A 22214-nucleotide genomic window follows, 5' to 3' on the forward strand; every position below is an offset into this window, starting at 1 on the left:
TGGACTTATGTCATTAGTCATGCTGCTGCTGTTGCTGTCAGTTGTGTCTGCGGCACCGGTCGCACCACTTAGCCCTTTTACGCCCTTGGTACCACATCAGCAGACAGTGCGGGGGCAGTTAGGCGTGGTCTTAATTACCGATGAAGTGATGAAAGTCCGCTACGTCACCACGCTGGACAGAACCGGGGGGCGTATTGCTAAATCCTGGCCGCAGTCGGTTTTTGGTGTTGATAGGCTCTCCCCGCAAAATAGACGACTGGCAACCTGGTTCACCCATAAAGAACAGCCCGAAGTTACACGGTTGATTGGCCTGTTACCCACCGAGGCTTTTCGCGGGGTTTCTGATGTCAGGGGCAGCCAGATTGTGGCGTTGAACAAAGCGCCTGGCGCATATGTCAATGGTGTGTTTAGTGAAGCTGCGTTTAATCAACTTGCGGGCATGGGCTTGTCTGGGCAAAGAGCACTGCAATTGATTGAGCAGCTTGGTGAGCACGGCTCGCGCACACTGGAGACCTCGGTTGTCAAGCGCGGCACGTTGACGTTAAGCAAAGTTGCCGGACAGCAATGCCGTAGCGAGACGGTAAATGGGCGCAAAGGGCGAGTATGTACAGTGCGCCACCTCAGCGGGGCTCATCAAGCCGTTTCTGCTGGCGACATTCAGTTTACTGTGCGTGCAGTAAAAGCACCTGAGGGTGTACTGTATCGGATTGGCACGACCTGGCGTAAGTTGAATGACGCCATGAGTCTGGCGGATTTTCGTGGAGCCCCGTCTATTGAGGTGTTCTATCCCAGTAAAGCGGGCCCACAAGCCGATGCGACGACGGTGCAACGATTGGAGGCGGTCTTTTCCTCTGCCAGCCGCAAGCGTTTTGGCGATGAATTTGTGATACCCATTGGCCGAAAGCACGCCAATAGTGAAGTGGTGACGACGCGCGCCAGTCTGTTGACGGTAGAAGATAAACCGACCCGTACTACCTATATCACCACCTTGAACCGCTCACGTGAGCAGGCGATTTTTGGCTCTTGGCCTCCGCGCGGTCCGTATGCTGCTGCGTGGTATTTGAACACCTATCGTTCTCCGGTGGATGAAATCACATCGGTATCACAGGCGACACCGACCGAGCTGTTTGGTGATTTTGTGCAGCGTGGCAACAAGTCGGCCATGGTATTTAGTGCTCAAGCGGGGCAACAATTTCAGCAAGGTGTGATAGGTGGCCAGCAGCTGCTGAGTGCGGATGCGCTGATGGCCTCGGGCACTAAGCGTAAATACCAACTGAATGCCCGTAAGGTAGGTGGTATCACCTTGTTACCAGCAATGCAAAGTTGCGAGCCAATGGTGGTCAAGGGCGTGAAGGGGCAGTCATGCGAATTGCGCCGGATAGAAGTCAATGCCCAGACCCTGAAAAGCAGCGACATTCACTTCAAGCTCTCTGCGCGGCTGCCATATGCCTTACAAAACCAGGCGCGATATGAGGTAGGGCGCAGTGGTTGGGTTGAACTGGGGTCTTCGATTGGGTTGGAGCATTTTACCCAAGGTGGGCACATCACACTGTTTGTGCCGGGTGATGCGGTCGCGGCATTGACCACGCCACGGGCCGTCACGGGTGAATTTTCATCTCGTAGCCGCGGGCTGATGGGTGACCGAGCCAGTATGCCGATGATGCCCAAAGGTTCTGCGCCGACGGCGGAAGTGACGGAGCATGTGACGTTGGCGGTGTTGAGTGATGAAGTGACGCAGAGTCGCTATCTTGCATCAACCAGCCGAAGCTATGGGGCTGGGGTGTATGGCTCGTTGACTGACCCGGCGCAGCCAGTTATTTGGCAAGTGAGCAATAATGTCAGCCAGGCACACCCCCGCAATGTGAAGCCACTGGATACCATCCAGGGGTTTGCCAATGACCAGGGGAGCGTTCAGCGAGGTCGGCGAGCGCCGGAGAATGGCTTTGTCAATCCGGTATTGACAGCGCAAGCGGCGGAGCGCCTGGCTAAGCCCGGTGGCAAGCTCAGTTTAAAGATGGATATGGCGCAGGCGTCCGGGCATGCGGCGACCTTTAATATCAATGCCACCACCCGTAACGGACTCACGCTGATGGCACCTGCTACGTCAGCTTGTAGCGCGGCGACAGTTGATGGGGTAGCGGGAATGAGCTGCCCAGTGCGCAATATTATGCCTAAGCGGATGATGGCCAAGTGGGGAGATTTGGAGTTTAGTCTCACAGCCAAGTTGGGTTATGCCGTGCAGCAACAGGGGCGTTATCTGATAGATGGACAGGCGTATCCGTTAGGTAAACGGGTGCCACTGGCGACGTTGGCCAATGGCAAGGCGTTGTCACTGTTTGTGCCGAATGGTGCGACCCAAGAGAATAGTGAAGGCGTGAAGTCACAAGAAGGCAGCGTGTTTGCGGTGATGGGTGAAATTAGCTCTCGCAGTCTACCAAGGCTACATTGGGACATTGCGATGCAGACTGCGTTATCCGCCAATCAGCCACGTAGTTCAGTGTTGGAACTGGGTGTTGTGAATGACATTGTAACGTCGAAGTATCTCATCACTACGGTAAATGATGTGCGAGGTGGTTGGGTATCAGGAGTGAGTGGTGAGGGTGTGTATCTACATCCAGGTCAACCGGTTAAGGGGCTGGTCAGTATATCGGTAGCGAGTGAGCAGATAGCTTATGAAACGGTTGCGACAGAGAAAGGGATTAAATTATCAGAAGAGATTGCGAGCTTAATCGTGTTGCGGCCTGACCCTGTGACGCTAAACCTGACGTTTGCAGATGGGCGGGTGGATGAATATTCACTGAAGCGTATCAAACAAGGATTGTTGGAGGCTGCAAATACCAGGGTAGGGGCCGTGAGCCGAGTGGGGAAGAACTTAGCGCACTGGATTAAATTTGCAGATATGCAGGGTGTGGCGAAAGAGATTTCGGTGAACACTGTTCCTCTGGGGCAGGGAGTCTTGGTTGATCGGTTTGGCAATAAACTGCCGCTCGGGGCGAGTGACGCCATCGCGTTTAGGTTGGTCGGTGCGATCACCTATGGCGATTATGGGCGTAGATTTTCTTGCCAAGTTGAGGATGTTACTGGTGCATATGTGGGGAAAATCAAGTTTAAGGTCGAACGTCCTTACTCTAACAATATGCATGTTAACATTCATCTGGCAGATGGTTCACTTATTAAGGGTCAAGGAGGAGAGGTGACCACAGATATATTGAATGTCAGAGGTAACTTTTCTATACATGCGTACAGTGGAGCAGTTGTTCCGTCTGGAACCATTATTGAAGTTGGCGTTTATATCAATGGTATTCGTATTGATACTGTTACCGGAAAGACAAATATGTCAAATACTGAAGCTTCTGACATGTTGGATGTTAATACAAGCACCCTTGATTTATATAAAGGGCAAGTTTTTGACGCCGTAGGGACTTATGCTCTCCCTCCTATTTCTTCTCTTTATTATTTTTTTATGCGAGGTCGCACCGGCCTTACCCTTAAGAAATTTGGCAGTACTGAGGTAAATACACCGACTACCGGTCTTTCAAATCAAATTAATCTCGGGGGACAACGTACTTCAGCTGGGTATCAGTATTTCAAATTTAAGGCTGAGAATAATATCCAATCAGGAACTTATGAGTTGAATCTTAAGAGCTCTAATGCAATGAGTGGTAACGTTGGGGAATGGTATACTAAATATATAAATATATTGCCATCTACACCACTTACTATAAAAAGCCTTTATTTCCTGCAAGGTAATGTAGTTCCAGGTAAAACTGCTACCGCTCAACTTTCTTTGGCAGGTGTGTCAGCGACAAGAGCAAAATTGTATTACCGGTTTATAAAAGACTCGCTACATATAGCAGCAGTTGACTCTGTGAAAATACGAAATAAAATTTCCGGTGCGGTAGAGCAGGGAGTGTATGCTGATGCTTTTATAAATATTGAGCCTTATGAAAGCCCTACGCTTGAATTTGATGTTGTGACTAAGTCAGCAGGAGAGGTTAATAAATATATTGAGATTGAAACGTCACTCTCTAGTGATTTCTCATCCTCTAAGGTTGCACAGGTCTATGTAACTAATTCTGTATCAGAGAAGGTTGCTTTTGTACCAGATCTCGCTATTGCGAGTAATGGTGGTGATGATATTGGTGAAGTGAGGTTGATACCTGGCTATGCGCCTACCAGTGCTACATTTTTTATTTCAGCACCGTCCCCAGTCGATACATCCATACAGTCTATGGAGGTCAGAGACCAAGGTGGGAAAATCTTATATAATGTGAACTTGTCGGGGGGGTGGCAGTCGTTTTCGACAACACCTTCGACGACTGCGCTATTTGTTTATGTGAAACATAAACTAGGGCATTCAGGGAAAACGTATAATTACAGGATGTCTTCGGAAGCTGATATGTCAAGTGCGCCGCAAGGTAGTATTGTGATACCAGAGTTCACACCAGTAATTACTGACCTGGATGTGAGTCCCGACACCCTATCTGAATTGAATACTGCAAGGTATACAATTACGCTGGCTAATACCCCTCAGCCCGGAGATAAGCTGTTTATCAAGCCGCTGAGTTTATTGACACCGATAAACCCAAGGGTAACGCGGGTTAGTGGTTTAGATCCGTTCGAGTTGGTTTCGGCTGGTACAGTGGTGAATGTGTCAACGTCTCCTTCACAAACGCTGACATTCGATATCGAGACTCTTGATACTGCTACGACCTCAGATCAACAGTTTGTAATCCAGGCCAATGGCGGTGATACCGAAGATATTGCGGCGGCTAAAAGTAGCACGCTCACCATCAAATCGCTTGAGTGGGTGACTAGTATCGCGAATGTAGATGCATTGGATGCACCGGTTGACCAAACAATCTCCTTAGCGACCACCAATCTGATTGAAGGACAACCGATAGTTGTCCGACTCAGTGAGATTACTCAAGATGTATTCGATGAAGTTAGCTTGTGTTTTGGTGTGAATAACTGTGTTCCATTACCACGAGATAACACGAATATTTATCGCATTTTGACCCCCGCGGGTGCAACAGAGCTGTTTCTGCATTGGGTGCCTAAGGTTGGTCAGCATGCAGGTCTAATGCTGAATGCTGAAGTATCAACAGCATTCAGTACCAGTCGTCCTACAGGGAGCATGACGTTGCATCCTACAGGTGCAGTGAACACTGTGAATGTGCTCTCCCCGTCAGTGGCGGAGGGAGAGGCCATGAATGTTGAGGTGACTCTGGATAATACTGTACCAACGGAAAGATTGCTGTGGGTTGGGCTTAAGCCATCAGTAATACCTGAACTGATGGTAGAGAGTGACGATGTGACACTGGATAGTATCAGTGGTGGGCGTTTAGAAAGCGTTTCACCGAATAAGTTGTCGTGGTTGATCAGGGTTGACAGTAATGTCCAAGTGGTGACGTTTAACTTAACGAGTACCAAGGATGGTGATGTAGAAGATGAGCATTTTGTTGTCTCAGCGAATCCTGGTAATAGTGAAAGTGCGACAGGTAGTGCGCAGTCAGGTGAGTTGACAATAACCCCATCTGGTGTGCCAACCCTTTCGTTTATCAGCGTGCCAACGCCCGGAGTAGAAGGGGAGATTGGTATTGGCGCACAGCCTTTGAAACTTGAGTATGGGTTATCGCTAAAGGCTGGGGCAGTGACGCCATTGACGAGAGGTGCATCTGAGGGGGAGATAACAAGGCATTTGCTACAAAGAGCCGCGTTGGCATTGAAGTTAAGAGTTAGTATGACAGATGTACCTTCGGCGATAAAAGATGGTAAGTCATACTGCACTTTGACCTCGCCGATGGGTCAGGTAGCCGTACCGCTGAAACTGGTTCAGGATGGAGGAAACGAGCAGGAGATAGATTGTTCAGCACAGAATGAACTATTGATGACAACGCCATCTTCAAATTCAGGATGGACATCTTATGCAGCGAATGAATATAAAGCGAAGGTGTTTGCGATAGTGAAGATGGATGATTCAGTTTCTAGCGAGACAGTGGATGAGAAGATATGGTTTGGTAAAGCGTCTGCAAAGGGGCGCTTAACAGCAAGCGCCTCGATGGAGTAATGTTTACTAGGTAGGTGCCAACTATTTATAATGTCGTAATTAAGTCACTAGAGGGTGAGCAGGGTTTTATTAATGTGTTGATAAAACTCTGCTTCCTAGAGTCGATGTAACAATGGTCATGACGTGCTGGTGTACTATTTTATTGCTATATAGCATAACTCCCTTGTGGGTATGGGGTCTATTTTGAATGAACTGTTGATACCAATCTTGAGGACGCGAACGGTAACAGGCAGGCCTGAGCCGTTGAACGCCATAAGACAACACAAGTGCTATAAGGGCTGTGTGGTCACCACATAAATCCGATGTCTACCTTATTAACCCATTACTTTAATGCACATTACCTGAGAGTCATCATGTCGATACTAAAACATGGACTTATGTCATTAGTCATGCTGCTGCTGTTGCTGTCAGTTGTGTCTGCGGCACCGGTCGCACCACTTAGCCCTTTTACGCCCTTGGTACCACATCAGCAGACAGTGCGGGGGCAGTTAGGCGTGGTCTTAATTACCGATGAAGTGATGAAAGTCCGCTACGTCACCACGCTGGACAGAACCGGGGGGCGTATTGCTAAATCCTGGCCGCAGTCGGTTTTTGGTGTTGATAGGCTCTCCCCGCAAAATAGACGACTGGCAACCTGGTTCACCCATAAAGAACAGCCCGAAGTTACACGGTTGATTGGCCTGTTACCCACCGAGGCTTTTCGCGGGGTTTCTGATGTCAGGGGCAGCCAGATTGTGGCGTTGAACAAAGCGCCTGGCGCATATGTCAATGGTGTGTTTAGTGAAGCTGCGTTTAATCAACTTGCGGGCATGGGCTTGTCTGGGCAAAGAGCACTGCAATTGATTGAGCAGCTTGGTGAGCACGGCTCGCGCACACTGGAGACCTCGGTTGTCAAGCGCGGCACGTTGACGTTAAGCAAAGTTGCCGGACAGCAATGCCGTAGCGAGACGGTAAATGGGCGCAAAGGGCGAGTATGTACAGTGCGCCACCTCAGCGGGGCTCATCAAGCCGTTTCTGCTGGCGACATTCAGTTTACTGTGCGTGCAGTAAAAGCACCTGAGGGTGTACTGTATCGGATTGGCACGACCTGGCGTAAGTTGAATGACGCCATGAGTCTGGCGGATTTTCGTGGAGCCCCGTCTATTGAGGTGTTCTATCCCAGTAAAGCGGGCCCACAAGCCGATGCGACGACGGTGCAACGATTGGAGGCGGTCTTTTCCTCTGCCAGCCGCAAGCGTTTTGGCGATGAATTTGTGATACCCATTGGCCGAAAGCACGCCAATAGTGAAGTGGTGACGACGCGCGCCAGTCTGTTGACGGTAGAAGATAAACCGACCCGTACTACCTATATCACCACCTTGAACCGCTCACGTGAGCAGGCGATTTTTGGCTCTTGGCCTCCGCGCGGTCCGTATGCTGCTGCGTGGTATTTGAACACCTATCGTTCTCCGGTGGATGAAATCACATCGGTATCACAGGCGACACCGACCGAGCTGTTTGGTGATTTTGTGCAGCGTGGCAACAAGTCGGCCATGGTATTTAGTGCTCAAGCGGGGCAACAATTTCAGCAAGGTGTGATAGGTGGCCAGCAGCTGCTGAGTGCGGATGCGCTGATGGCCTCGGGCACTAAGCGTAAATACCAACTGAATGCCCGTAAGGTAGGTGGTATCACCTTGTTACCAGCAATGCAAAGTTGCGAGCCAATGGTGGTCAAGGGCGTGAAGGGGCAGTCATGCGAATTGCGCCGGATAGAAGTCAATGCCCAGACCCTGAAAAGCAGCGACATTCACTTCAAGCTCTCTGCGCGGCTGCCATATGCCTTACAAAACCAGGCGCGATATGAGGTAGGGCGCAGTGGTTGGGTTGAACTGGGGTCTTCGATTGGGTTGGAGCATTTTACCCAAGGTGGGCACATCACACTGTTTGTGCCGGGTGATGCGGTCGCGGCATTGACCACGCCACGGGCCGTCACGGGTGAATTTTCATCTCGTAGCCGCGGGCTGATGGGTGACCGAGCCAGTATGCCGATGATGCCCAAAGGTTCTGCGCCGACGGCGGAAGTGACGGAGCATGTGACGTTGGCGGTGTTGAGTGATGAAGTGACGCAGAGTCGCTATCTTGCATCAACCAGCCGAAGCTATGGGGCTGGGGTGTATGGCTCGTTGACTGACCCGGCGCAGCCAGTTATTTGGCAAGTGAGCAATAATGTCAGCCAGGCACACCCCCGCAATGTGAAGCCACTGGATACCATCCAGGGGTTTGCCAATGACCAGGGGAGCGTTCAGCGAGGTCGGCGAGCGCCGGAGAATGGCTTTGTCAATCCGGTATTGACAGCGCAAGCGGCGGAGCGCCTGGCTAAGCCCGGTGGCAAGCTCAGTTTAAAGATGGATATGGCGCAGGCGTCCGGGCATGCGGCGACCTTTAATATCAATGCCACCACCCGTAACGGACTCACGCTGATGGCACCTGCTACGTCAGCTTGTAGCGCGGCGACAGTTGATGGGGTAGCGGGAATGAGCTGCCCAGTGCGCAATATTATGCCTAAGCGGATGATGGCCAAGTGGGGAGATTTGGAGTTTAGTCTCACAGCCAAGTTGGGTTATGCCGTGCAGCAACAGGGGCGTTATCTGATAGATGGACAGGCGTATCCGTTAGGTAAACGGGTGCCACTGGCGACGTTGGCCAATGGCAAGGCGTTGTCACTGTTTGTGCCGAGTATCGATGGCATGGTTGCAAGTAATGCGTCTAGCGCTAAGCCAATGGAAGCATATGCAGTGAATGCAGAAGTGACTTCGCGGAGCATGCCTGCATTGCATTGGCAGATTGCGGTTTCTACCCATGCGGCGCAACCGGTGGCGGACGTGCTACGTTATCTGACAATTTATGATGAGGTGACCCGGCAGCGTATTATTCATGTGCTGACTGATAAGCCCCCGGCGTTGGGTAAACAGCAACTTGCCTTATTGGCCGCTAACCAGTACGGGGAGCGCAGTAACATTGCAGTGATAAGTGATGGTGGTGTGCCAAATGTATCGCATGTGATGGCGGCTATAAATGTCGGAAAAATTACGCTCAAAGAGGTGCGTGGCAGTGAGTTATCTCAACATCCACAAGCCTTGCGTCGGTTTGACGTGCAGCTTCCGGAGGGGGCGGATTTGTCGGCACTAAAAGTGTGCACGGGGGTAAAGTGTGTGCCATTTACTGAGAGGGTGGTCGGTCAGGTGATTGAGTTGGTCACCACAGAGACAAATACGTCACTTGTTACCAATACAGGTGCTATGACGCTTAATTTTAGAAGCTGGGGGAAGAAGTATTATTTTCTTAGGCTGGAGGCTCAGACACAAGTGTCACCTCCTTTGTTTGAAATTGCTTTAGATGGAAGTCCGCAGACGATGTGCATTCGTTGTTCTCCCGGTTGGAGCAATCCAGATGACTCGGTGTGTTCTCATAAGTCTTATCGTTATACTCTTCTTCCCTCTGGTGAAACAGGTGTTCACACAGCTAGTGAAAATAAGTGTATAAACTTGGCCGGGCAATATGATATTACTGTCGCCGGGACGGACCCTTTCATAGCAAATACGGGTGTTGCCGCCGCTCTTGTTGATATCGATGGGGTTGTTTTGCCTTTATATTTATCGTCGACATCGGATGCAAAAAAGAATTGGTTTTATTATTATTCAACTGATATGGGTAATGGCATATCCAGCGGTAGATATATAACAGATGTCTTGATGCCACCCCATCCTGTTGCAAGAAAATGGAATAAAGGCTTTTTTACTATACCTGATACGGCTCCTAATGGTGGTGTTGTTATTTCTGTGGACCGTGTCGGGCTCTACGAATATGGCATAGTATTGGATGGGGTGTACCTTCAAACTGATACTGACAAAGGTCTGAAGAAAGGCCGGCACACATTTGAATTTCGGCCAGACGGTACTACAAACTATGTAAATATGCGATACATGGCGTGGAATGATGGATTCCACCCCGATGTAACTAGTGTAGGATTGATGTACAATTCAACCGTTGAGCCAGATATTCCTCTTTCGTTAGATGTATCTTCTGTCAGTGGCGAATCATCTTCTATTGTTCGACTTGAAACCATCGGGACATCGACAAAGGCTGAGACTATTTATTATCGTGTAAGGAATGATATATCAGGCTTTGTTGATATTGGCAGAAGCACATGGAAGGGGGGAATAACTGGCAGCTTGCAGCTTTCGGGGAATGTAAGCTTGCCAGCTAATGATGGCCTCCAAGCTCATCTGACCGTTTACCCTCAACCAGGTAAATATGGACAGTTAGTGATGGATTTTGCCTTAAAACCTGATTTTTCTGATGCAATCATGACGTCTGTCGGTGTGGGTACAGCGGTCAAAGACCCCCTTGTCAATTCTGTTGTCTTTACACCGACTACAGTGAAGGAAAATGAGGAATCTGTCGTGAGTATTATGCTCGCGGAGACAGCTTCTGTGGGGCAACAAATTTTCATCAAGCCGGTCCCGTCACTTAATAGTGCAACACCTGATGATGTGTCGATTGTCAGTACTGATGGACTTGCACCATTTACGTTAAGTCAGACTGGTGTGGCTGTACCTATCAATAAGGATACAAATTCACTGAGCTTTAGGATTAAAGCACTGGATGATGCAGACAAGTTACCTGAGCTGCTTAAGTTACAAATTAATGGTGGCGGCAGTGAATCTGCAACTGTTGCACAATCTGGAACGTTGACGATAGACTCAACTGCTAATGTCAAAACTGTGACAGTGACTCCTGCTGATGGTGTTATTACTGGCGGTGAAATGGTGTTTACCGTTGGGTTCGATACCCCGGCCACCGGGGGGGAGGATGTCTCCCTCGCATTTATCGATGAAACGGCACATCTTGATGATCTGCAAGATAGCAACATTCACCTACTTGAGGGGGCTTATCTTAAGAGTGGGGATTTATCTAGTGGTGTAGTGGGCATGAAAGCTGGCGCAAGTCAATTCAAGTTCAAAGTTGTCACAAACCTAGATAGCGATGCGCTAGAAACATTTCGTATGAGTGCCAATTCTGGTGCTAGTTACGATGCATCAATAGCTCAGAATGCACAGGCGATGATTTACCCTCTAGGGAAAGTAATAAAGGTTGATGCTACGCCTGTAGACATGATCGAAGGATCGAGTACAACCACAACACTATCATTTGATGCGGTATTCCCCATCCCACGTAATGTGTTTGTGAAACTTGGGCCTGGCACAGACCCTCTATCAATGATTGAGGGTGATGATGTGTCGCTGTTCGAAAGTATAGTGGGTGGCGAGATTGTGAGTATAAGCAGTGATAGGCTATCTGGAGTACTGCGTGTAGCGCCTAATGCTTCTCAGGTCTCCTTCAACATTGTTAGTCATACTGATGGTGATGTAGAAGATGAGCATTTTGTTGTCTCAGCGAATCCTGGTAATAGTGAAAGTGCGACAGGTAGTGCGCAGTCAGGTGAGTTGACAATAACCCCATCTGGTGTGCCAACCCTTTCGTTTATCAGCGTGCCAACGCCCGGAGTAGAAGGGGAGATTGGTATTGGCGCACAGCCTTTGAAACTTGAGTATGGGTTATCGCTAAAGGCTGGGGCAGTGACGCCATTGACGAGAGGTGCATCTGAGGGTGAGGTAGCAAGGCATCTGCTACAAAGAGCCGCGTTGGCATTGAAGTTAAGAGTTAGTATGACAGATGTTCCTTCGGCGATAAAAGATGGTAAGTCATACTGCACTTTGACCTCACCGATGGGTCAGGTAGCCGTACCGCTGAAACTGGTTCAGGATGGAGGAAACGAGCAGGAGATAGATTGTTCAGCACAGAATGAACTATTGATGACAACGCCATCTTCAAATTCAGGATGGACATCTTATGCAGCGAATGAATATAAAGCGAAGGTGTTTGCGATAGTGAAGATGGATGATTCAGTTTCTAGCGAGACAGTTGATGAGAAGATATGGTTTGGTAAAGCGTCTGCAAAGGGGCGCTTAACAGCAAGCGCCTCGATGGAGTAATGTTTACTAGGTAGGTGCCAACTATTTATAATGTCGTAATTAAGTCACTAGAGGGTGAGCAGGGTTTTATTAATATGTTGATAAAACTCTGCTTCCTAGAGTCGATGTAACAATGGTCATGACGTTCTGGTGTACTATTTTATTGCTATATAGCATAACTCCCTTGTGGGTATGTGGTTTACTTTGAGCGATAGTATAGTCACAAAGTGGTTATGGCTTGGGATGTTATGTGTCTCTGAGATTATTAGTAGTTAATGAAATTCAGATGTGGAATGTCAAAATCATTGAGCTGCATTGTTATTGTTAATAATGTATTGGAGGTGTTTTTTTGCTTTTTTTTACAAGAGGATTAATTGATGGTTGTAATTTAATCGCTGTTTTTGCAGGAGGTTATTATTGGCATTTCCATATGCTATATTATCCCGCTGTATTTGTTCTGGCTTGGGGGGTTAATCTGTTAAATTAGGCGGTAATTTTCTCAATGGAGACTTTTTTAGGTTGTGTTGAGATGTTTATTATGTCATTAGTTAAAATTAATTCATGGTGGTTATATGTATAAGACTTTTATGGTGGGCGTTGTATTTTTATTGAATGGTTGCGCGCAAAATATGACTTTTTCACAAAGTGATGCATTTCTTAAAAATATTGAGCGGGCCAAGTATGATTTAAATATGTCGCAGCAAAAACTCTCAGATGCAAAATCCAGCCTTAAGAAAGCGGAGTATAACTTGAGTGCTAGCGAAAAAAGGTATCACTTGGCTAGGGAGGCATTCCAAAAGGCCTATGCTAATGAGGCTGGTTACGCATTGCTTAAATAATTTTTAGTTTCATTCAGACGAAAATTTATTGCAAGTCAGTGACTAGTATACCCATTGGTATGCTAGTCATATTTTTATTTCGTTCTTATATTTATATTTAGCGTGTATTAACGAAGTGGGAATACTAATGGGTTTTTATGGATTTAATAAAATGAACGGTGAGTATGTTTTTTTATGCGTAGTATATTTATGGATGCTTGGATTCATTAGTAATTTAAATTGTATTTCGACTTTTGTTAGCTTTGATATGTTGGTTTTATATTGTTGTATGAATTTGTTTTTACTTTGCTGTATCTGAATATGATGTCTAGCTTAGATAGCTATAATTTCTGTATAGTGATATTTTACTTTTATAACTTTTGATTGGGTGTCAATATTTGAACGAACATCAATGAAAATCTGTTGTATCAATATTATATTTTAAGAATAAATTCTACATCCCATTTCATGAGTGATCCGTATATGTCATGTTTACAATACATATAATTTTGCTTTGAGCTTGTATACTTGAGGTTTACTGCTAAAATTAATTACTGTATATTCTTAAGAATGCAGTCTGGGATTATACTTCGATTTTGAAAATTTGAGTGTTTTTACTTTCTTTTTTGTCTATGGAGTCTCTCCTGTGTTATCAATCATTTTTTATCGTAATGTGACGAATGCCCTTGTTTTTTTGTTGCTATTGTCTTCATCTTGTGTTTATGCATTTTCTTTGCCCCCTATGATTGAGTTGCCTGTTTCACAGAAGAAGATGTTTGTGGCTGCGGAGGGGGTTGATAACCTAACGCAACTTGTAGTAAATGAAGTAGATTATCCGGGTGCTCAGCGGCACGTGATAGCTACATCTACTGCTGACCTACGAGTTAAGTTGAATGTCTCTAAAAAGGGCTTGCTGTTAGGGTGGAATGGTGCACCTTCAGATGGTCAGGAACGTTACTTCGAAGTTTCATTAGTATCTGGGAAATCAAGTCAATACAGGGAAAGTGTTACTATGTTAGTTATCATTCCACCTCAGAACTTGTTAATGAAATACAATTATGCTGGCTCGAGTTTTAAAAATAACGGTAATGGTTATGTTGTACTAATGGAGAATCTCGAATGTGGAAACTCGATAGGGAGAAGTTGGTTGGTCGGGCCTGGGCGGCAACTTTCTATCCCTCCTGTACGACCGAGCAGCGAACTCCTTGTTGGCAGAGGTATGCATATGGAGATGCTGCGGGCATGCAAATAATGAAGGTGCTTGGTTTTCTTCTACTGTCTATATACTTGAGTTTGTGGAGTATAAGGGTGGATGCGAGTGAGGATCAATTGACTAGGCATGAGCTCGACATGATTTCCGAGTTGGTTAACACACCCAGTGTAGCTAAACTTAACGAAGAAGTGTTATCTCTTAGCCAAGATATATATTTGTTAGATGCATTTAATGCCGAAACTGCTCTTTCTCTTCGCGTTAAAAAAGAAGATTTGAAGGCTGCAAGTTTACAACTTATCAATGCACTTGAGCTTGATGGTGCAGATAAGCCTATATTACTTGAGCTAGGAAGACTGTCTCGTGAAATAAAGTCTATAAATTCACGCTTGTCAACCCAAAAAAAAGAATTATTAGATTATCACAATGAATTGAGAGTGAAGTCTAGGCTTCTGGTTGTTCAAAATGACCATTTGCGTAAGAAAAAAATTTCTTTAAGGGACGCAATTGTTTCTAGGTTACGGAGTTCATCTAATGATGAAGAAAGCATTTCCTACCAAGGAAATTTTATATGTTCACCGCTGAAGAATATTAAACAATGCTTGGGTATGGCAGGCAGAAAGGCTGATGTGATAGCTCAAGCAAGTGCCAGTCTTGGATCTGTATGGACAATCAAGGATATATCTCATTATAAAATTACCAATGCTAGTATGGATTTGGACGGTAATGTCAATTACAAAGCTAACATCAAGTTTAAAAGAACATTTAGTGACAGTATGTTTGCATATGTAAATGATTTGTTGGAGCTTTCTCAGTTTTCAGTGCGGCTGTATTCCAACCAAACTGTTGAGTATTTCATTGATGGGAAATCGTATGGTTTAGGGCGTGAGAAAACACTGACTCTTGATGTAGGCATCCATTCATTTTATATTAAGAACCAAAATGGTTCGGCATCAATTGTTCGTCGCATCAATAGTGATGGCGAGTTTTTCATCCCTCTCAGTGTTGGTAGCTCTGTAAAGAAATCACGATTATCCCCTCCTAAATCATTAATAAAAAGTCCGAGAGGGAGAAAGGTATTAAGTCATGGCTTTAGCATTTCAGGTATTAATTTCAATGTGCCAGTTTCTAATGGAATTGATAGTGAGGATGTTTATAGTGATCAAGGTAATCTACTTAAACGGCTCTCCTTTAATGAGAGCGTTGATTTCTGTAAAAATCAAGGAATGCGCCTTGCCTCACAGCTTGAGTATACAAAAATCCTAAAGTCCTCTGAATTTCAAAATCAAGTTGGGCTGAAGTCTTCCTATTGGTTGAATGAGGGCGTTGTTCTAGCTCGGATGGGCGATGGTATCCTAGCTAAGAGAGTTAAAAGTATAGATAAATATAGTGTTTTGTGTGTCAAATGAACATGAAAACATACAGCAATATACTATCAACTTGTGCGTGTTGTATGTATAGCTTAAGTTTATCACTGCTTTGGCTCATTAATTAGTCTACATTATATGTTTCTCGCATTTTTAATTATTTATTTGAGTATGCAAGCATTTTTGACGGTGTGTAATATGTTTTTATCAACGATTATGGGTGGAATATAATGAAAATCTGGATCATCTTCGCTGCGAAGCAGCGGAATGTTGAAATTCTCAAATTTTTTATTTGTTCTCAATAATAGTAAATGGACATTTTTTCGATTTTTTCAAGTGGGGTAAATGAAAAAAGTTTGAAAAAAGATGAGGCTGGTTGTTTTTTTAACCGTTTTTGCGGGAGATTAGCCTATCAGATACCTCGAACTAGGTGCACACCCCATGTTGGATTCGTCCTACAAGTACTATTACTGCCTGAGCCCCTAAAGCTGTCGACAGCACCTCTGCTGGCCTTTTACCACCGAGGCCCCAGGCTGGGCGATGTAACCATGACAATGCTCTGGCGGTATTGTTTCTGTGGAGGAAGAGAACAGCTTCGAGTGCCTGTACAACGCCGTATACCCTGGCACCCTGCGAGATTGATAGGGGAGCCTCAATCCTCAGCTTGCGAGCAACAGTGCTCCGGCTAATGCCTGCTAAGCGGCATATCAAACCTGAGTCTGTGCTCATCAATTCAGCTAGTCGATGAATTATGCCAGGAGCTACGCCAGCTATGATCCAGAGATGTGCACTCAGTGGATCTTGAGGGATGTTGAGAGTCGTCATAAGGGGGTGGGCTGAACTAGCCTGCGTACTGGGTTGATAAACTGAAAGTGACATATTTTACTGTTCCAGTATTGACAATGATTTGTTCTCATCATCGTACTCCATGTTCAGATTTTCTGACAGTTACCTTACTGGTTATAATTGTTGATGTTGCTGATATGGAGGGCACCCGCCCCCTCCATTAGCGAATGAACGAACTGAATCATGTTCATGGCCTATACCTAGAAATATGGCCTCATTTAGCAAATCCATTTCAAGAAAATAATAGCTTTATATTCAAGCTACAGCATTTCTTTAAGCCAAAAAATTTGCTCTGCATTTAGTTGGTTTTGGTCACCCAAATCTTTCATTTCTTGTACGAACGTAGAGAGTTCATCTTTTATATTCTTCTTTATACATCTCCTAATATAGCTTTCATATAGGCTATTAACAGATGGAGGGAAATTTGTTTCCTGTTGCACCTTTATAGCTGCATTAGAATTTGTTGCATCCCTTAACTTTTCTCTTGTGGCTTTGCTGATGTTGTTGTCAATATAGTAATCCATCAGCGTTTGGAGGCTGTGTCCAGTGATCTTGGATAAATCTTGAATAGGCACTCCGCTTTCTAGTGCTTTTTTGGCAAAAGTATGTCTGGCATCATATAATCGGCCTATCTTAGGAAAATTAAACTCTTTTTTAACTGCCTGCCAAGTTTTCTGATAAAGGCTCGAAGTTACGTGGGGGGCCTTTGCTTCGCGACAACAAGGAAACATTAACTCACCCTCTCTATCACTCAAGCTTTTTAGAGTTTTATATTTCGCTACATAATTCCAGTATGAGTCTGACTCAATAGCAACAATGCGTGCAGCCTTGTTTTTACTAATGTGCTCAGGAATACGTATGGTTCTATCATTAATATTAAAGTTGTTGCTTGTGTTTCTATATATTTCAGAGTTTCTTGCCCCGCATAGGAACATGGTTGCAACTATGATCTTGGAATCCCCACCACCTGGAGTGTCTTCATTAAAAATAAACTCCACGACTTCATTTGTGGGGTCAGTATATGTTGTGACAGGCCTCTTAGGGTTTCTTGGGAACAGAAAAATATGCCTATCAATTTTATTCTTTGGTAAATAGGTGCACGTAACACACATATTAAACAAGCTATTTAATAAGGAATAGTATTTCCTCATTGTTTCTGATGTTATTGGCGTTTCTTTGTTCTGCCAATACTTTTTGAATATTACTGGATGATCTTCATTAAATTCAGATAGCTTGAGGTCTAACCATGGTTCAAAGGCAGATGAGATTTCCCTTATTGTTTTGTCGGTAACAGGGCTTAATGAATTTCTCTTGTTTGATTTATTTTCACGGTCGTTTTTATAATGCTCTAAAAGATAAGTTCTCAATGTAAAAGACTGATATTTCCACTTTTCTGGATTAATCTTTTCAGCATCACTAACTAATCTCTTAAACTCTTCCTTAGCCTGTGTAACGCTAAAAAAACCTTTTTGGTAATGTCCACTTTTAGCGCGAGACATCCAATTGCCAATTTTCTGCCTCCGATTTTTATCGTAAACAATATAGAATGTCTTAACACTGTTTCCGATTCTTAGTTTTAATCTTGGTTTGTTCTTTTCATTATATTTTTCATCGTCAGAACTATAGTGCGTTAATTCAACACATTTATTTTTATCATTAATAAATGGAAGACTATCTATGTACTGGTCTTTAAAGGTAAATGAGAATTTCCCTTTAATTATGGCCGCAGGGTGACCCTGGAGCAGCGTCTTAAGATCGAACTCTTCTTTGCGTATGGATGTAGCCGGATTTTTGGGAGCCATTGGGTACCACCGAAAAATGTTCTATTGAGACATTATAGCGGCAAAATAGCGCAAAAGTAGAGTTGAGTGGCGTGAATAGCTCTTAAATAGCGCAAAACAGGCATCGATTGCGCCGCTCACAAAACAAGCAGCTCGGTTGTTTATGAATGCTTTTTGAGCTATAAAGCTATGTTTTTAAAGGAAATATTTATAATTCCTAATATTTAAAAAATCTTATAACAGCCTATTTAGATAGATTTTTAAGCAATAAACATCCCTTAGGAGGGGACCGCTCTATCCTACTGAGCTACGGGAGCCTTGTGGCGGGCATTATACAAGAAGCAACTCCCTTTTAAACCCTTGATTTTTATTCCAATACTGCCAAATCCCCATTCTGGATGTTAAACGGTGAATATTTGTTCTGGCTGCTGATGATGGCGCCATCGTCGAATACCTGTACCACTTCGAACAGGCCGTCGGCCGGGTTGCGCATCATGCGCGACTTGCCGTAGGGGTCGATGAAGTCGGCGTTGTGCTGGATGCGGAACTGATCGCCAAGCTTGACGCCGTTGCGCCGCCCCAGATTGATGTAGGGGCCGCGTTCGTTCTGGCCGACTACCCGGGCGGTGACCGGGGCGCAGGTGAGCTGGGCCACCAAATCCTGAGCGGCCTGCTGCAGCTGGTAGTTGACTTCCTGGCCGTAGCTCGACTGCCAGAACTGGCCGCTGCTGCTGCCTACCTGATCCCGCTTGCCAAAGGTCCAGGTGGCGCGCCCTTCGTAGACCTTGCGGTTGACCAGACTGCCGTTGATGCCATCGAACAGGTAGAGCTGCATGCGAAAGTTGCGCACCGGATCCTCATACCAGCTGGTCAGCTGGTTGCCCTGCGGCTCGATGGAGAGATCATCGATGCTGCCGAGTACCAGATACTGACTGTCGGTACGCAGGCTGAGCGCCTTGATCTCCTCGAGGGCGCTGCGATCCCCCTGTTGCAGGTGAAGCGGGTCGATGCGCAGGTTTTCATCCAGCCACTGGCGCACCGCGACCCCTTGCGGCGCATTGGCGAGAGTTTCGAACAGCCGTCGCGAGAGGTTTTCCGGCATATCGTCCATGGCGCCGTAGCTGGCCTGATCCGGATAGCGCATCCGCAGCCTCACCAGTGTCAAATCCTTGGCGAAGTGCTGGGTCTGGCAGATCTGGCGCTCGGCTTGAATGTCGGCCACTAGCGTGATGTACATGCGGCCGTTGCGCACCTCTTCCCGTTTGAGCCGGTACTGGCGAATATCGCCGCCGGAGCGGATCTGGATCTGCTCGGAGCGCAGGCTGCCATTTTCCAGACGCTGGACGCTGGAGACAGCCGCGCCGCTGGCCAGCAGGGCCTGACGCAGGGCGTCGCGGGTCGCCTGCTCGCGGGCATAGACTTCATCGCCCCCCAGAATGGCGGCGCTGCCCTGTGCTTCGATAAGCTCGGCGCGGGCGCTCAGGCTGGCCAGCAGCAGGGTCAACAGCAGCGGTAATTTCATAGCAGATACCTTGAGTTGGCGGGCAGCCGCGCCACTTCCTGAGGAAATGACACCCACTGGCCGACATGGTTCACAACACTTGCCGGTTGGCAGCGCACGGTGGCGCTGACAATGACCATTAAAAGCAAGAATCATGCCTCATTCCTGGCTCAAGCTTTGTCCGGCGCGTCCGATAATAAGTCAGGTGCAGATACAGGAAAGGTATCCATGAACAAACTCATTACGGCGTTGGCGCTCGCTCTGGCATTGACCGGGTGTGGCTCCGACCCTATCAATCGGGATCAGGGTGACCCGCGCCAGGCGGCGCAGGGGATGGAGCTCAACTGGCTGGTGGCGCGTATGACCGACCAGCTGATGGAGCGCAAATCGCTGACCACCCTGACCGAGCCTATCGCGGTAGCCTCTTTCGTCGATCTCGATACCCTGCAGGACACCAACTGGATGGGCCAGCAGATTGAGGAGAGCTTTATCTACGAGCTCAATCGCCGCGGCGAGGTGGTGGTGGACTTCAAGCTGACTGGCAGCATCAAGGTGACGCCGCAGGGGGACTTCGTGCTGAGCCGCAACTACAAGGAGCTCTCTTCCCGTTTACCGATCTCCCGCATTCTGGTCGGTACCTTCAGCCGCAACAGCAAGGGGATCCTGGTCAACGCCCGCGTTATCGACATGCGCACCAAGATGGTGGAGACCACGGCCCAGAGTCTGATCCCGCAAAAATATCTGTTCGGTGCCAACAACTCGTTTGGTCGGGCATCGATCAATCGCGGTTATCTGATGCGTGACAGTCAGGCCCGGCCGGGCGGTCATCTGGTCAACCTGACCCCGTGAGGAGCGAGTTATGAAGATCCTGTTTGGTTGCCTGTTGGCACTCTTGCTCACCGGTTGCAGCTACAACCGGGTGGTGGATTACACCCAGGGTGGCAAGCCCGATGATTTTCCGGTGCTCAAGGCGGTGGGCTATGCGGTGATCGACATTCAGCCCGGCCCCTCCCAGTCGGAGAAGATGCTGCAAGCCATTCGCGCCTCCAAGATGGATGCCTATCGTGAGCTGGCCGAGCAGCTCAATGGCCAGCAGGTGCGTGGCCAGAGCAGCTACCGCGATCTGACCCAGACCTCCAACTCGCTGGACGTGTCGGTAGCCGGTATGGTGCGTGGTGCCCGGGTGGTCGCCTCCTATCCGCGTGGCAACACCTATGCCACCGAGATGGAGCTCGATACCCGCGCCCTCTACAACATCAATCAGTTGATGGCCAGTCAGTTCTGAGTTGATTGCCTGACTTGAAAACAGGCATCAACACAGGCATCAAAAAAAGGCGAGCATGGTGCTCGCCTTTTGTCGTTCTGGTTTTGTCATTCAGGGCTGTTTAGCTCCCCATCAGCACCGGCGGCACTGCGGTGGGTTTCACATCCTCACTCGGGTAGCAGCCAAGCACCTTGATATAGCGGGTGATCTTGGTCAGCTCCACCAGTGCGGCCTGCATTGCCGGGGTCTGCAGATTGGCGGAGACATCGAGATAGAACATCTCTTCCCACGGGTTGCCCTGCACCGGACGGGATTCCAGTTTGGTCATGTTGATCTCGTGGCTGCGCAGTACCAGCAGTGCCTCCACCAGCGAACCCGGCTTCTGGGAGGTGGACATGATAAGGGTGGTTTTGGCCGGGATCTGCGGCGCCACGTCGATGGGCTTGCGTGCCACCACGATAAAGCGGCTGTAGTTCTCTTTCTGGTTTGCAAGATGCTCGGCCAGTACGTCCAGGCCATAGAGCTCGCCACCTGCTGCGCTGCCGATGGCGGCGGCCTCGGGGCTGGCCAGCTCTTTCACCTTCATCATGGCGCTGGAGGAGGAGTCGCAGATCTCGTGGCGCGCCCCTTCCAGCTTGCTCAGATAGTGGGAGCACTGCTGGAACACCTGCGGGTGGGCATAGAAGGTCTTGATACGGCTCAGCTCGGTCGGCACGGCGGTGAGGATGCAGTGCTCGATGGGGTAGGTGAGCTCGCCGACGATGGAGAGGCTGGTGTGCTGCATCACGTCATAGACTTCGTTGATGGAGCCCGAACTGGTGTTTTCGATGGGCAGCACACCAAAGGCGGCGCGGCCCGACTCCACCGCATCCAGCACTTCGCGAAAATTCTGGCAGTTCACCTCGATCACCTGATCCTTGTAGCGGGCCAGATATTTGCGGGCGGCGAGGCTTGAGTAAGAACCGCGCGGCCCCAGATAGGCGACGCTGGTCATCGGCTCCTGTTGCTCCGGGTTGAGCAGGCTCTGCAGATAGGCCTGCTGGGAGAGCACAGAATCTTCGATGATGGTGTGATAGATGCGGGTGATGTACTGGGCATCCAGCCCCAGCACGCGCCCTTTCTGGATCAGGGCGACCAGCAGCTCCTGCTCCCGCTGGTGGTCACGGATGGGGCGGGGATTGGCCTGTTTGGCACGGGCCACCTCGATGCTGAGGGTCTTGCGTTTCGCCAGCAGGGCAAGCAGCTCCTGATCCAACCGGGTGATGTCTTGTCTGATCTCGTCGAGCGTTGCCATGATTGTTCCCTATCCAAGTAATCGATTGATATTAATGCAAAAAAAAGCC

The 22214-nt window shown here is 47.7% G+C and carries 12 protein-coding genes and 1 other annotated feature (1 of these 13 cut by a window edge); of the genes, 7 read left to right on the forward strand and 5 right to left on the reverse strand.

The features are described 5' to 3' along the window. Positions 1 to 7 precede the first annotated feature (7 nt). On the forward strand, positions 8 to 6070 hold the full coding sequence (locus CK911_RS01360) for a hypothetical protein (RefSeq protein ID WP_157774509.1): 6063 nt from the start codon (positions 8 to 10) through the stop codon (positions 6068 to 6070). Positions 6071 to 6204: 134 nt separating this feature from the next. Here CK911_RS01360 and CK911_RS21625 read toward each other — a convergent pair whose 3' ends face one another. Then, positions 6205 to 6324: an IS1-like element transposase gene (locus tag CK911_RS21625; RefSeq protein ID WP_157774510.1), complete on the reverse strand. Its 120-nt coding sequence runs from the start codon at positions 6322 to 6324 to the stop codon at positions 6205 to 6207. Between the two features lie 123 nt (positions 6325 to 6447). Between CK911_RS21625 and CK911_RS01365 the strand changes: the two genes are divergently transcribed. The 4 genes from CK911_RS01365 to CK911_RS01375 all read left to right on the forward strand — a co-directional run bounded on the left by CK911_RS01365 (position 6448) and on the right by CK911_RS01375 (position 15521). Continuing rightward, the gene (locus CK911_RS01365; protein WP_157774511.1) at positions 6448 to 12105 is read left to right on the forward strand and encodes a hypothetical protein; all 5658 of its coding nucleotides are present in this window, start codon (positions 6448 to 6450) and stop codon (positions 12103 to 12105) included. A gap of 551 nt (positions 12106 to 12656) precedes the next feature. Next, the gene (locus CK911_RS01370; protein WP_098968731.1) at positions 12657 to 12923 is read left to right on the forward strand and encodes a hypothetical protein; all 267 of its coding nucleotides are present in this window, start codon (positions 12657 to 12659) and stop codon (positions 12921 to 12923) included. Positions 12924 to 13548: 625 nt separating this feature from the next. Next, positions 13549 to 14154, forward strand: a complete 606-nt coding sequence (locus CK911_RS21050) for a hypothetical protein (RefSeq protein WP_157774512.1) — start codon at positions 13549 to 13551, stop codon at positions 14152 to 14154. Between the two features lie 98 nt (positions 14155 to 14252). Then, positions 14253 to 15521, forward strand: a complete 1269-nt coding sequence (locus tag CK911_RS01375; RefSeq protein ID WP_157774513.1) for a hypothetical protein — start codon at positions 14253 to 14255, stop codon at positions 15519 to 15521. A gap of 384 nt (positions 15522 to 15905) precedes the next feature. Here the strand turns inward: CK911_RS01375 and CK911_RS01380 are convergent, their stop codons facing one another. From CK911_RS01380 to CK911_RS01390, 3 genes are all read right to left on the reverse strand, one after another. Further along, complete coding sequence (locus CK911_RS01380) at positions 15906 to 16358, reverse strand: antitoxin Xre/MbcA/ParS toxin-binding domain-containing protein (RefSeq protein ID WP_098968733.1); 453 nt, start codon at positions 16356 to 16358, stop codon at positions 15906 to 15908. A gap of 227 nt (positions 16359 to 16585) precedes the next feature. After that, positions 16586 to 18127 carry a tyrosine-type recombinase/integrase gene (locus CK911_RS01385; protein ID WP_098968734.1) on the reverse strand — a complete coding sequence of 514 codons (1542 nt, stop codon included), beginning with the start codon at positions 18125 to 18127 and terminating at the stop codon, positions 16586 to 16588. 346 nt (positions 18128 to 18473) lie between these two features. After that, entirely contained in the window at positions 18474 to 19628 is a 1155-nt protein-coding gene (locus CK911_RS01390) for a flagellar assembly protein FlgT (protein ID WP_098968735.1), read from the reverse strand. Between the two features lie 207 nt (positions 19629 to 19835). On the opposite strand from CK911_RS01390, the gene CK911_RS01395 reads away from it, so the two are divergent. Continuing rightward, positions 19836 to 20456 carry a FlgO family outer membrane protein gene (locus CK911_RS01395; protein WP_005338718.1) on the forward strand — a complete coding sequence of 207 codons (621 nt, stop codon included), beginning with the start codon at positions 19836 to 19838 and terminating at the stop codon, positions 20454 to 20456. Positions 20457 to 20466: 10 nt separating this feature from the next. Continuing rightward, complete coding sequence (locus CK911_RS01400; RefSeq protein WP_098968737.1) at positions 20467 to 20892, forward strand: LPP20 family lipoprotein; 426 nt, start codon at positions 20467 to 20469, stop codon at positions 20890 to 20892. A gap of 100 nt (positions 20893 to 20992) precedes the next feature. On the opposite strand, the gene pheA is transcribed toward CK911_RS01400, so the two are convergent. Continuing rightward, entirely contained in the window at positions 20993 to 22165 is a 1173-nt protein-coding gene (pheA, locus tag CK911_RS01405; protein WP_098968738.1) for a prephenate dehydratase, read from the reverse strand. A 38-nt stretch (positions 22166 to 22203) separates the two neighbouring features. Beyond that, positions 22204 to 22214: a sequence feature (Phe leader region), on the reverse strand (it continues 111 nt past the right edge of the window).

The sequence above is a fragment of the Aeromonas sp. CU5 genome, from assembly GCF_002586745.1.
Classification (GTDB): domain Bacteria; phylum Pseudomonadota; class Gammaproteobacteria; order Enterobacterales; family Aeromonadaceae; genus Aeromonas; species Aeromonas sobria.

Excerpts from the sequence above, each read along its gene's own strand:
- CK911_RS01360 (WP_157774509.1), top strand. The coding sequence starts at position 8 with ATGTCATTAGTCATGCTGCTGCTGTTGCTGTCAGTTGTGTCTGCGGCA.
- CK911_RS21625 (WP_157774510.1), bottom strand. The coding sequence starts at position 6,324 with ATGGCGTTCAACGGCTCAGGCCTGCCTGTTACCGTTCGCGTCCTCAAG.
- CK911_RS01365 (WP_157774511.1), top strand. The coding sequence starts at position 6,448 with ATGTCATTAGTCATGCTGCTGCTGTTGCTGTCAGTTGTGTCTGCGGCA.
- CK911_RS01370 (WP_098968731.1), top strand. The coding sequence starts at position 12,657 with ATGTATAAGACTTTTATGGTGGGCGTTGTATTTTTATTGAATGGTTGC.
- CK911_RS01375 (WP_157774513.1), top strand. The coding sequence starts at position 14,253 with ATGATTTCCGAGTTGGTTAACACACCCAGTGTAGCTAAACTTAACGAA.
- CK911_RS01380 (WP_098968733.1), bottom strand. The coding sequence starts at position 16,358 with ATGTCACTTTCAGTTTATCAACCCAGTACGCAGGCTAGTTCAGCCCAC.
- CK911_RS01385 (WP_098968734.1), bottom strand. The coding sequence starts at position 18,127 with ATGGCTCCCAAAAATCCGGCTACATCCATACGCAAAGAAGAGTTCGAT.
- CK911_RS01390 (WP_098968735.1), bottom strand. The coding sequence starts at position 19,628 with ATGAAATTACCGCTGCTGTTGACCCTGCTGCTGGCCAGCCTGAGCGCC.
- CK911_RS01395 (WP_005338718.1), top strand. The coding sequence starts at position 19,836 with ATGAACAAACTCATTACGGCGTTGGCGCTCGCTCTGGCATTGACCGGG.
- CK911_RS01400 (WP_098968737.1), top strand. The coding sequence starts at position 20,467 with ATGAAGATCCTGTTTGGTTGCCTGTTGGCACTCTTGCTCACCGGTTGC.
- pheA (WP_098968738.1), bottom strand. The coding sequence starts at position 22,165 with ATGGCAACGCTCGACGAGATCAGACAAGACATCACCCGGTTGGATCAG.